General features: G+C 71.6%; 10 protein-coding genes. 6 read left to right on the plus strand and 4 right to left on the minus strand.

Annotated elements, in window-relative coordinates; translation table 11 throughout:
• Positions 1-36: 36 nt before the first annotated feature.
• Positions 37-696: a ScbR family autoregulator-binding transcription factor gene (locus FRZ03_RS24850; protein ID WP_146467365.1), complete on the minus strand. Its 660-nt coding sequence runs from the start codon at positions 694-696 to the stop codon at positions 37-39.
• 764 nt (positions 697-1,460) lie between these two features.
• On the opposite strand from FRZ03_RS24850, the gene FRZ03_RS24855 reads away from it, so the two are divergent.
• On the plus strand, positions 1,461-2,927 hold the full coding sequence (locus FRZ03_RS24855) for an MFS transporter (RefSeq protein WP_186785592.1): 1,467 nt from the start codon (positions 1,461-1,463) through the stop codon (positions 2,925-2,927).
• 441 nt (positions 2,928-3,368) lie between these two features.
• Here the strand turns inward: FRZ03_RS24855 and FRZ03_RS24860 are convergent, their stop codons facing one another.
• Positions 3,369-4,688 (minus strand): M6 family metalloprotease domain-containing protein, encoded by a 1,320-nt coding sequence (locus FRZ03_RS24860; protein WP_146467367.1) that lies wholly within the window; start codon positions 4,686-4,688, stop codon positions 3,369-3,371.
• A 312-nt stretch (positions 4,689-5,000) separates the two neighbouring features.
• Here FRZ03_RS24860 and FRZ03_RS24865 point away from each other — a divergent pair, with 312 nt between their 5' ends.
• The 3 genes from FRZ03_RS24865 (at position 5,001) to FRZ03_RS24875 (ending at position 8,503) form a co-directional block, all read left to right on the plus strand.
• On the plus strand, positions 5,001-5,660 hold the full coding sequence (locus FRZ03_RS24865; protein ID WP_146467368.1) for a TetR/AcrR family transcriptional regulator: 660 nt from the start codon (positions 5,001-5,003) through the stop codon (positions 5,658-5,660).
• A gap of 121 nt (positions 5,661-5,781) precedes the next feature.
• On the plus strand, positions 5,782-7,317 hold the full coding sequence (locus FRZ03_RS24870) for an MFS transporter (protein ID WP_186785593.1): 1,536 nt from the start codon (positions 5,782-5,784) through the stop codon (positions 7,315-7,317).
• Between the two features lie 187 nt (positions 7,318-7,504).
• Entirely contained in the window at positions 7,505-8,503 is a 999-nt protein-coding gene (locus FRZ03_RS24875) for an IS481 family transposase (RefSeq protein ID WP_146467370.1), read from the plus strand.
• Here the strand turns inward: FRZ03_RS24875 and FRZ03_RS24880 are convergent.
• Positions 8,500-9,012 carry a MarR family winged helix-turn-helix transcriptional regulator gene (locus FRZ03_RS24880; RefSeq protein WP_146467371.1) on the minus strand — a complete coding sequence of 171 codons (513 nt, stop codon included), beginning with the start codon at positions 9,010-9,012 and terminating at the stop codon, positions 8,500-8,502. The genes FRZ03_RS24875 and FRZ03_RS24880 overlap by 4 nt on opposite strands.
• A 141-nt stretch (positions 9,013-9,153) precedes the next feature.
• Between FRZ03_RS24880 and FRZ03_RS24885 the strand changes: the two genes are divergently transcribed.
• The gene (locus tag FRZ03_RS24885; RefSeq protein ID WP_398661048.1) at positions 9,154-9,957 is read left to right on the plus strand and encodes a dioxygenase; all 804 of its coding nucleotides are present in this window, start codon (positions 9,154-9,156) and stop codon (positions 9,955-9,957) included.
• A 27-nt stretch (positions 9,958-9,984) separates the two neighbouring features.
• Here FRZ03_RS24885 and FRZ03_RS24890 read toward each other — a convergent pair whose 3' ends face one another.
• Positions 9,985-10,506: a GNAT family N-acetyltransferase gene (locus FRZ03_RS24890; RefSeq protein ID WP_261399331.1), complete on the minus strand. Its 522-nt coding sequence runs from the start codon at positions 10,504-10,506 to the stop codon at positions 9,985-9,987.
• 200 nt (positions 10,507-10,706) lie between these two features.
• On the opposite strand from FRZ03_RS24890, the gene FRZ03_RS24895 reads away from it, so the two are divergent.
• Positions 10,707-11,705, plus strand: coding sequence for a sigma-70 family RNA polymerase sigma factor (locus FRZ03_RS24895; RefSeq protein WP_146467373.1), 999 nt, complete (start codon positions 10,707-10,709; stop codon positions 11,703-11,705).
• Positions 11,706-11,966: the final 261 nt, after the last annotated feature.

Below are 11,966 nucleotides of genomic sequence, written 5' to 3' on the forward strand. Positions count from 1 at the left end.
GGGCCGATGGACCGGTGGCGGCGGGCCGGCGGTGGGTCAGTCGCGCGCGGCCGGGGCCAGGACGGGCAGTGCCTGGATGATCTCCTCCGTCCGCTCCACGATGTCCGACCAGCCGTGCTGAACGCCGGAGATGTGCTGCGCACCGAAGAGCGCGGAGCGCAGCACGCGGGCCAGTGCCTCGGGGTCGGCCTCCATCGGCAGGGCGCCGTCGGTCCGGCACTCCGTCAGCAGCTCGGCCAGTACCTGGGTGAAACCGACGTAGGGCGTGGGAAGTTCGGACTCGATGGCCCACTGCTGGATCTGGAGCCGGCTGCCGGCCTGGGTGAGCGGGTCCTCGCGGAACGAGCGGGCGGTGTGCCGCAGCAGTTCCACGACCTTGCGGGCCGGGGGCGCGTCGGTGTCGAGCACGGGGCGCACGGAGGCGAGGAGCGCGGTGTAGAACTGCTCGGCCACGGAGACCGCGACGGCCTCCTTGTTGGCGAAGTGGAAGTAGACGGCGCCCTTGGTCACGCCGGCCTGTTCGGCGATGTCCAGGATCGTCACGGACGGGTAGTCCCGCTGTGCGAAGACCTCCGCCGCCGCCTTCAGGATCGCGTTCCGGGTGCGCACGGCCCGGTCCTGCTTGAGGCGGGGTTCCTGGCGTCGGGAACCGGTCCTGCGGGTGGCCGGAAGAGGCGGTGCCTGGTCCTTCGTCATGTGCGTCCTTCGTCCTCGGGGCGTTCTCCGAGAGTCCTCCCACCCCCTCCCACCCGGGGAGACGGCGACTCCGGGGAAACGGCTGCCTGATACATACCTTCTCAACGGTATATTTCTTCGCCGAAGTCGATCCGCGATTTCGGGCTTCTCGGAGTCGGCCTTCTTCTTCCAGGGGGCATGATGCGCCGGCGTGCATCCGCGGCAGCAAGTCCCTCGACGGCCTCCCCCGGGACCGTCGCGCTCACGCGGGCACGTCGCTGAGCACAGGCTGTCCCACGTACCCCGAGCCGCTGCGGGCCAAGGGCGCACCGACGGTCTCCGGTACCGCCGGTGCGGCGTGCGGCGAGCCGGACGGGCCGCGCCGGTTTCGCTGAACCGTGCCCGGGCCGGGGACCTGGGCTCCTCCGGGTGCCGGTCGAGCCGCTGTCCCGTGAATCCCGGTTCCCTCGGTCGGGGCGTGCGCCCGATCGCCTCGTCACGGGGCGCCACAAGAGGCTTCGTGCCTTCCAACTCCGAGGCGAATGAGCGGACTTGGATCAGTCGCTTCGGGTTGCCCGGGCCCGCTTGGTGAACCGCTGCCCGCGGGCGTTTTCTCGGTTGCGGACGTCACGTGGCCGGACACGGACGCTGCCCCCGGCACCGCGGCGGACCACCCCCTCGGCACCAGCACTCCACCTCGACCACCGGGCAGCCGGCCCCCGGCCACCGCACCGGCCGTGCCGCGGCCCCGGCCGAGGCCGGCCCCGTGTTCCAGAGAGGAATCCATGAGTACGACCGACTCCACCCAACGGTCCGTGCCCGCCGCCGGTGAGTCCGGCGGCGGGCAACTGCCCGATCCCAAGCGGTGGCTGGCCCTCGGGATGCTGCTGCTCGCCACGTTCATGGGCATGCTCGACGTGTTCATCGTGAACGTGGCGGCGCCGTCCATCCAGTCCTCGCTCGGTGCCTCCTTCGGCCAGATCCAGTTCGTCGTCGCCGGGTACGTCCTGGCGTACGCGGTGGGTCTGGTCACCGGCGGACGCATCGGCGACGCGCTGGGCCGCCGCCGGGTGTTCCTCATCGGGCTCATCGCCTTCGGCGCCACCTCGCTGCTGTGCGCGGTGGCGCCCAGCGCTGCCGCGCTCATCGCGTTCCGCGTCGTCCAGGGCCTGGCCGCGGCACTGATGCTGCCGCAGGTGCTCGCCATCCTCCAGGTGGTCTTCCCGCAGGAGGAACGCGCCAAGGCGCTCGGCCTTTACGGCGCCACGATCGGCCTCGGCTCCATCGCGGGCCAGATCGTCGGCGGCGCGCTGATCAAGCTGGACCTGGCCGGCTGGGACTGGCGCTCGGTGTTCCTGGTGAACGTGCCGGTCACCGTGATCGCCGCGCTCGGCGCCGCCGCCTCGGTGCGCGAGGTGCGCGGCAGCAGCCGGGCCCGCATCGACCACCTCGGCGTCCTCCTGCTCGCCGCCGCCCTGCTGCTGTTGCTGTGGCCGCTGGTCGTCGGCGCCGACAACGGCTGGCCGACCTGGGGCTGGGGCGCGCTGGCCGGGGCCGTGATGTGCTTCGCGCTCTTCATGCTGTGGGAGCGGCGCATCGCCCGGGTCTCGGGCGCCGGGCACGCACTGCTGCCGCCGCGGCTGTTCGGGCACCCCGGCTTCGCCAAGGGACTGCCGACGGCGCTGGTGTTCTACAGCGGCAACGCCGGGCTGTTCCTGATCCTGTCCTACTTCCTCCAGGACGGGCTGAAGCTGTCCCCGCTCGCCTCCGGTGTGGTGTTCCTTCCGCTGGGCGCGGCCTTCGCGCTCGCCTCGTTGCAGGGCAAGAAGCTGGTGGCGCGCCGGGGCAGCGCGGTGCTCGGGCCGGCGGCCGTGGTGATGGCCGCGGGCCTGGTGCTGGTCCGGCTGCCCGTGGGCTCCGGCTCGGCCGCCCACCAGGCGGCGCTGGTCACTCCGGGGCTGTTGCTGTGCGGTCTGGGGCAGGGCCTGATCGCCCCGTCCCTGATCGGCCTCGTGCTCGGCGGGGTGGCCCCGGAGGACGCCGGCGCGGCCTCCGGCGGTCTGCTCACCGCCACGCAGATCGCCAACGCCCTCGGCTACACCGTCGTCGGCGGCATCTTCAACGCCCTGCGCGGCGACGGCTCCTACGGCTCCGCGTTCCGGGACACCCTGTGGCTGCTGTGCGCCCTCGCGCTGGCCGCCGGGGCGCTGCTGTGGTGGCTGCGGCCCCGGCAGCAGGCCGCGGCGAACTGAGCGGGCGGGGCGGTCGGCGAGAACCCCCGCTGTTGTCCAGGGTGTTCTTCGCCGACTGAACCCCCGCTGTTGTCCCGGGTGTTCTTCGCCGACCGCCCCGAGCCTTGACGAACGGATCTCCTGGGGCCGCTCCGGTTGTGTGGGCCCATCAAGAAGGTCTTCTTGTCTCTCACGGGTCGCGCCCGCCACAGGAAGCGAGGCGGCGCTGGGCATCGCCGAGTACGCCGGCATGACCAAGGGCGCGGTCCACTTCCACCACTCGGGAAAGGAAGAGCCGGCCGCGGCCGTATCCCGGCGCTGCTACGCCAACCGCGCGAGCCGGCCGAGGGGATCGAGGCCCTCGGTCTGCCGCCGCGCGAGCGGGTCGTGGAGTTCCTGACGCGCACCGCGGCCGCTCCCCGGGACGCCGTGGTGTGAGGCCCCGCCGGGCGGCGGCCGGGGTCAGCTGCGGGTCACCCTGACCCGGTAGTCGCCGTCGTCGTCCAGGCCCGTCACCCGCACCTCGATCCCGTGGCGCGGGTCCTTGAAGGTCTCGCCCGGGGTGAAGGGGGCGTCGGAGAGTTCGGCCTGGACGTTGGGGCTGCGGGTGCAGCCGCCGGTGTCGCGGTGGGAGTCGTAGACGGTGACCGGGCCCCGGCCGGTGTCGACCGTGGCGTCCACCTTGTAGATGAGGACGCCGGGACAGCACACCACCTCGTCGTTGCCGCCCTGGGCGCGCACCTCCAGGGCGTAGGCGGTGTGGCCGTCGACCGGGACGATCACCAGCTTGCCGCCGCCCGTCCGGTGGAGCGGGGTCAGGGAGTACTCGACGCTGCCCCGCCGGGCCGCGCAGCCCACCTGGCTGCCGTCCAGCCAGCCCAGCTTCCACTTGTCCCAGCCGAGCATGTCGTTGTTGGCGCCCCAGTCCTCGCTCATGATGCTCCAGTGCCCGACCGACCCCCCGCCCTCCTGGGTGTAGAGGTCGGGCAGGCCGAAGGTGTGGCCGTTCTCGTGGGGCAGCACCCGGAAGCCGGTGTGCGGGAAGGAGCCGGAGCCGTCGTCCTGGCGGGAGTAGATGAAGGAGGCGTTGGAGACCGGCACCCCGTCGGCCACCGGGGCGTCCCCGTTGCCCGCGAAGGTCACCGACAGCACCGTGTCCAGCGCGGGCGGGCCGGCGTTCGGCGTGATCAGCACGTTGAGCAGGTCGTACGAGCGGAAGTCGACCTTGGGGTCGGCCGCGGCGACGAGATCCTGCACCAGTTGCCGGTAGCCCGGGTCGAAGGGCGCCCCGCGCTCTATGCCGTACGACGCGAACGGCTTCGGCATCCGCAGCCAGCCGGTGACCGGCGTCTCGGCCCGGTAGTCCAGGCGGCCGTAGGAGGAGGTGCGGAACCAGTCCTGGGTCCGCGGGAAGAACTCGTGGAAGCGGTCCATCGCGCTGCCCGGTCCGGGCGCGTCGGGGAAGTCGACCATCAGGGTCAGGGCGTGCACCGTGCCCGTGGAGCGGGCGTAGCCGTGCCGGGTGGGCACGCCCTCGGACATCTGCACGTCCGGGCCGCCGTGGATCATGCAGGGCGAGAAGGCGGCGGTGCGGGCCAGGCCGATCGGCCCGGCGGTGGAGGGCGCCGTGAGACGGGCGGTCCCGGCCGAGGTGCTGATCGCGAGGGTCAGCGCGGTCACCGCGGCGAGAGCGGCCGTGCGGCGCGAGCGTATGCGGCGCGTGCCTATGCCGGCGGGGTCCGGGTCGGGTATGCGGCGGGACGACTGCGGCTGCGGCTGCATGCATGGACCCCTTCGCTCCACGGCAGCCCCCGTCTCCGGCTGCACCCTTGCGATCACCCTGTGTCGGTGACCCTGCGGGCGCGCGCTGGGCGAGACCGATCGTGGGAAGGGCGGGACCGATCGTGGGAAGCGGGGGGCGCGGCGGGGTGAATCCCCGGGGAGAGGCGAGCGTGTCCCAGGTCACACCCGTTCTTTCCGGGGGCGGGAAATAAGTGGGGACCCTTTCCCCGTTTGGAAGTGTGTCCGCCTGAAACGGGGAGTCGTTCCCCGGATCGGACGGCCCGAAGAACTTCGACATCCGAGGAGTACTCCGTGACGACCGCGACCCGTCCCGCGCCGCGCAAGGTGAGCCGGCCCCGCGCCGACGCCCTGCGCAACCGCGAGCGGATCGTCACCGCCGCCCAGCAGATGTTCGTCGAGCACGGCCCCGATGTGCCGCTGGACGAGATCGCCCGCCGGGCCGGCGTCGGCAACGCCACGCTGTACCGCAACTTCCCCGACCGCGACGCCCTGGTCCGCGAGGTCGTCTGCTCCGTGATGGACCGCACGGCCGAGGCGGCCGAGCGCGCCCTGGCGGAGACCGGGGACGCCTTCACCGCGCTGGAGCACTTCGTGCACACCGCCGCCGACGAGCGGATCAGTGCCCTGTGCCCGATGGTCTCCGGCACCTTCGACCAGCACCACCCCGACCTGGAGGCCTCCCGCGAGCGTGTCGAAAGCCTCGTGGAGGAGGTCATGGGCCGGGCGGTGACGGCCGGTCAGCTCCGGCCCGACGTGGGCGCCTTCGATCTGCTGGTCGCCGTCGCCCAGCTGAGCCGGCCCCCGGCCGGCACGGACTGTCTGCGCGGGGACCGGTTCGTCCACCGCCATCTCCAGATCTTCCTCGACGGCCTGCGGGCCCCCGCCCGCTCCGCCCTGCCGGGCAGCGCCGTCACCGTCGAGGAGCTGCGTCAGTCCTGTCCGACCGCGTAGCTCCGCGCGACCCGACTTCCATCACTGTCCCGACACCTTCTGTTCTCTGTCGATTTCTCAGCATTTTTCCGTCACGACGTCCCGAGTCCCGCAGTCTCGAAGTCCCGAAGTGGGTACCCCCATGTCCGAAGCCGTCAAGGCTCCCGGCCTCACCGCGCGCAGCGGTGACGCCAACCGCTGGAAGGCGCTCGTCTTCATCGCGCTCGCCCAGCTGATGGTCGTCCTCGACTCCACCATCGTGAACATCGCCCTGCCGTCGGCCCAGAAGGACCTCGGCATATCCGACGGCAACCGGCAGTGGGTCGTCACGGCCTACGCCCTCGCCTTCGGCGGCCTGCTGCTCTTCGGCGGCCGGATCGCCGACAAGTGGGGCCGCCGGCGAGCCTTCCTCACCGGTCTGGTCGGTTTCGCGCTCGCCTCCGCGCTCGGCGGCCTCGCCACCTCCGGCCCGATGATGTTCGGCGCCCGCGCCCTCCAGGGCGTCTTCGGCGCGCTGCTCGCCCCGGCCGCGCTGTCCCTGCTGGCCGTGATGTTCACGGACGCCCGGGAACGCGCCAAGGCGTTCGGCATCTACGGCGCCATCGCGGGCGGCGGCGGTGCCGTCGGCCTGATCCTCGGCGGTTTCCTCACCGAGTACCTGGACTGGCGCTGGACGTTCTTCGTCAACGTGCCGTTCGCCATCGTCGCCGCGCTCGGCGCCACCCTCGTCATCCGGGAGCCGGAGGGCGGCCGCAACCGCTCGCCGCTCGACATCCCCGGCGTGGTGCTGTCCACCCTCGGCCTGGTCGCGCTGGTCTACGGCTTCACGCGCGCCGAGTCCGACGGCTGGGGCGACGCCGTGACCGTGTCCATGTTCGTGGCGTCCGTGGTGCTGCTGCTGGCGTTCGTGCTGGTCGAGTCGCGGGTCAAGGCCCCGCTGCTGCCGCTGCGCGTGGTCCGCGACCGCAACCGCGGCGGCATCTACCTCTCCCTCGGCCTCGCCATCATCGGCATGTTCGGCCTGTTCCTCTTCCTGACCTACTACCTCCAGATCGTGAAGGGCTACACGCCGGTCAAGACGGGCTTCGCGTTCCTGCCGATGGTGGCCGGCATGATCACCGGCTCCACCCAGATCGGCACCCGGCTGATGACCCGGGTCCGGGCCCGGCTGCTGATGGGCCCCGGCTTCCTGGTCGCCGGCCTCGGCATGCTGCTGCTGACCCAGCTGGAGATCGGCTCCTCGTACGTCACCCTGCTGCTGCCCGCGATGGTGCTGCTCGGTCTCGGCATGGGCACGGCCTTCATGCCGGCCATGTCCCTGGCCACCCAGGGCGTCGAGCCCCGGGACGCCGGTGTCGCCTCCGCGATGGTCAACACCTCGCAGCAGGTGGGCGGCGCCATCGGCACCGCCCTGCTGAACACCATCGCCGCGTCCGCGAAGACGTCGTACTTCAAGGACCACGTCGGCGGTGCCGTCACCAAGCCGCAGCAGCAGCTGCTCGGGCTCCAGAGCATGGTGCACGGCTACACCTCGGCGATCGCCTTCGCCGTCGGCATCCTCGGGATCGCCGCGCTGATCGCCTTCACCTTCGTCAACGCCGGCCGTCCGGGCTCCGTCACGGTGGCCTCCGGCACGGGCGCCGAGGACGAGGTGCCGGTGCCGGTGGTGGCCCACTGAACACGGCGGCGGGTCAGGGCCTCGAAAGACCCTAGATCCCTGACCCGCCCGGAGGGCAGGCGCTAGCTGTTCTGTCCGGGGAGGTTGTGGACAGGTGAGCCAGGTCTCGGCTGAGAGATCTTGAACGGGTGAGGGCCTTCCGGGTTTGGTGTGGATTGCGACGTCTACACCAACCAGAAAGGCCCTCGTGGTCCACCGTAATGCACCCCTGACCGAGACCGGCCGCCTGCGTCTGGCGCGATGCGTGGTCGAGGACGGCTGGCCGCTTCGGCGGGCCGGCGAACGCTTCCAGGTCTCGCCCACCACGGCCCAGCGGTGGGCCGACCGTTACCGCCGGCTCGGCGAGGCGGGCATGGCCGACCGCTCGAGCCGGCCCCACCACAGCCCTGGCCGCACTCCGACCCGCACCGAGCGACGGGTCATCAAGGTCCGCCTGGCGCGCAGGTGGGGGCCGGCCCGCATCGCGCACTTTCTGCACCTGGTGCCTTCGACCGTGCACCGTGTCCTGACCCGCTACGGCCTGGCCCGCCTGACCCATCTCGACCGGGCCACGGGCCACGTCGTGCGCCGCTACGAACGCGAGCGGCCCGGCGAACTGGTGCATGTGGACATCAAGAAGCTGGGCAACATCCCCGACGGCGGCGGGCACAAGGTCCACGGCAGGGCCCAGGGCGGCCGCAACAGCTCCGCGCACCGCGACCCCGCCCGGCCCCGCACCGCCGGCGGCCGTCCCAACCTCGGCTACAGCTACCTGCACACCGCCGTCGACGACCACTCCCGCCTGGCCTACAGCGAGATCCATGCGGACGAGAAGAAGGAGACCGCCACCGGCTTCTGGCAGCGGGCCCACGCCTTCTTCACCCATGCCGGGATCACCGTCGAACGGGTGCTGACCGACAACGGCTCCTGCTACCGCTCACACGACTGGCGCGATGCCCTGGCAGCAGCCGGGATCGTCCACAAGCGAACCCGGCCCTACCGACCCCAGACGAACGGCAAGGTCGAACGCTTCAACCGCACCCTGCTGGACGAGTGGGCCTACGCCCGCCCCTACCGGTCAGAAACCGAGCGCCGCGAAGCGTTCCCGCAGTGGCTGCACACATACAATCACCACCGCGGACACACCGCACTGAAAGGGCAACCACCCGCCAGCCGCGTCCCCAACCTCACGGGTCAGTACAGCTAGCGGAGCCAGGGCAGGTCCGCGCCCGCCTCGTCCGGCTGAAGGCCCTCGGCGACGATCTCCATGATCTCGCCGAGGGCCTTCTGCTGTTCCGGGCTGAGCCGGTCGAACAGGGCCTGGCGCACGGCGGTGACATGGCCCGGCGCGGTACGGCCGAGCACCGCGGCGCCCTCCTCGGTGAGCACCGCGAGCTGGCCGCGCTTGTCGGAGGAGCAGTTCTCCCGGCGCACCCAGCCGCTCTTCTCCAGCCGGGCGACGGCGTGCGACAGCCGGGAGCGGGTGATCTTCGCCTTCATCGCCAGTTCGGTCATCCGCAGCCGGCGCCGCGGTGCCTCGGCGAGGGTGACCAGGAGGCCGTAGTAGATGTGCGGCATGCCCGCGTCACGCTGCAACTGCCGGTCGAGATGGTCCTCCAGCAGGGTGGTGGCGTGCAGGTACGCGCGCCAGACGCGCTGTTCCTCGGCGGTGAGCCAGCGGTGTGCCGTCTCGGCGGAGTCCGGTGCCGTATTCATGTACCCACTTTACGAAGGGTCTTTTTGAAACTTGAAGAAGTCGGGCGTACGGTGGGGAATAGAACTTGAGAGTTAAAGCATTCAGGGAAGTACCCGGCCCATCGGGATGATGGTCCGCCGGAACGACCGGGAGCCGCCGTCATGTCCGTCGCCACCCCCGCCACCGGCCAGGAGCGCATGCCCGCTCTCTACCTCAGCCACGGCGCCCCGCCGCTCGCCGACGACCCGGTGTGGCCCGGCCAGCTCGCCGACTGGGCCGCCGCGCTGCCCCGCCCGAAGGCGATCCTCGTCGTCTCCGCCCACTGGGAGGAGGCGCCGCTCGCCCTCGGCGCCGTCGAGACCGTCCCGCTCGTGTACGACTTCTGGGGCTTCCCGGAGCACTACTACCGGGTCCGGTACGCCGCCCCTGGCGCACCGGCGCTCGCCGAGTCCGTGCGCAAGCTGCTGCGCGCCCCCGGCACACCCGTCCAGGACGTCCCGGACCGGGGCCTGGACCACGGCGCCTACGTCCCCCTGGTCGAGATGTACCCGGACGCCGACATCCCCGTGCTCCAGGTGTCCATGCCCACCCTCGACCCGGTGCGGCTGATGGACCTCGGCCGCAGGCTCGCCCCGCTGCGCGACGAGGGCGTGCTGATCGTCGGCTCCGGTTTCTTCACCCACAACCTCGCCGCCCTGCGCCACACCGGGCCGGGCGTCCCCGGCTGGTCCGCCGAGTTCGACGACTGGGGCCGGCGCGCCCTGGCGGACCGCGACTGGGACGCCCTCCTCGACTTCCTGGCCAAGGCCCCGGCCGGCCACTACGCCCACCCGCGCACCGAGCACTTCGCCCCGCTCTTCGTCGCCATGGGCGCGGCGGACGCCGGCGGCGGGCTGGACGCGCAGCAGTCGGTGATCGACGGCTTCTGGATGGGCCTGGCCAAGCGGTCGGTGCAGTTCGGCTAGGTCACGCCCCCGCCGGGGCGGGGCCCGCTACAGCTCCTTCTCGTACCAGGCCACGTCCCAGTAGCGGCCGAACTTGCGGCCCACCTCGCGGAAGGTGCCGACGGGCCGGAAGCCGAAGCGTGCGTGCAGCCGTACGGAGGCCTCGTTCGGCTGGGTGATCCCGGCGTAGGCGCGGTGCAGGTCCTCGCCGGTCAGGGCCGTGAAGAGGGCGTCGTAGAGCAGGGTGCCGATGCCGCGCCGGCCCGCGTCGGGGGCGACGTACACCGAGGTCTCCACCGAGGTCGCGTACGCGGGCCGCGCGCGGTGCGGGCCGGAGGTGGCGTATCCGAGGATTCTCCGGGCACCGGTGTCCGCGGTGGCCTCCGTGGCAACCATCAGGCGGTGCGGGCCGTCTTCCGGGTGGGAGAGCAGCCAGGGGCGGCGCTCCCCCGGAGTGAGGACCGCGGTGTCGAACGTGACGGGTGTCGTGCGGACGTAGTGGTTGTAGATCTCCGTGAGGGCGTCGAGGTCCCCCTCGACTCCCGGCCTGACCTGCACCTCTATGGGCACGGACGTCCCCTTTTCTCGTGTGCGGCGGAACAGGGTACTGCATGATCAGAAAAATTGGTGGGCGGGTTGGGAATTCTGTCCGGATTCCAGTCGTTGTTTCCATCGGATGCAGGGCACTCAGGGGAGAGTCCAGGACAGGTCCCGGAGTGCCGAGCGTTCAGCAGGACCACCCGCCAGCCCACCATCGCAAGGGAGCACGCATGGCAACCCGTGCCGTCGCCCGTCGTCAGTCCGCCTCCGGCGAGACGGCCGACTCGGCAAGCAGGCTTCGCGCTCATGGCGGCGAGATCGCGGACCGCGACCTGGTCGGCATGTACCTCGACGAGATCGCGCGTACGCCGCTGCTCGACGCCGCAAAGGAGGTCGAGCTGTCCCAGACCATCGAGGCGGGTGTGTTCGCGCGGCAGGTTCTCGACGGGTTCGAGGAGACGGCCTCGGACGCCACCCGCGAGGAGCTCCAGGCTCTGGTCGCCGCGGGTGAGCGGGCCAAGGACGTCTTCATCCGCTCCAACCTCCGCCTGGTCGTGGCCGTCGCCCGTCGCTACCCGCGCAGCGGCCTGCCCCTGCTCGACCTGATCCAGGAGGGCAACGCCGGCCTGGTGCGCGCCGTGGAGAAGTTCGACTACCGCAAGGGCTTCAAGTTCTCCACGTACGCCACCTGGTGGATCCGCCAGGCGATCACCCGCTCCATAGCCGACCAGTCGCGCACCATCCGGCTCCCCGTCCACCTGGTGGAGGAGCTGGGCCGCATCCGCCGGGTGCAGCGCGAGTTCAACCGGGAGCACGGCCGCGACCCGGAGCCCGCGGAGATCGCCGCGGAGCTGGGCTCGACGCCCGAGCGCGTCACCGACGTCCTCGACTGGGCCCGCGACCCGGTCTCCCTGAACATGTCGGTGGACGACGAGGGCGAGACCCAGTTCGGCGACCTGCTGGAGGACACCTCGGCGGTCAGCCCCGAGCAGTCCGTCCTGACTCTGCTGCGCAGTGAGGAACTGGACGACCTGATCGGCCGGCTGGACCAGCGCACCGCGTCCATCATCAAGATGCGGTACGGCATCGAGGACGGCCGCGAGCGCACCCTGACCGAGGTCGGCAAGGAGCACGGTCTGACCCGCGAGCGCATCCGTCAGATCGAGAAGCACGCCCTGCTGGAGCTGAAGAAGCTGGCCCGCGACACCGGCTTCGACGCGGCGGCGTGACCCGTCCGAGAGGCTGATCCACGGCAGCGCCGCGCGCCGGTCGCGCCGTGGGCGAGGCCGCGTACGCCCGGTGGCGAAAGACGGCGCAAACACGGCGCCCGGCCGCCGCTTCAAGTCCCGGGCCCGAGGGAACAACCCTTCCGGGCCCGGAAGCGGGTCCCCTCGGACAGCCGCACTCCCCACACCGAGCACCTTCCGCACGAACAGCACCCGCACGAACACCGCACGAAGAGTCCAGCAGGCTGCATCCCCACGCACCAC

It is taken from the genome of Streptomyces misionensis (assembly GCF_007896895.1).
GTDB lineage: Bacteria > Actinomycetota > Actinomycetes > Streptomycetales > Streptomycetaceae > Streptomyces > Streptomyces misionensis_A.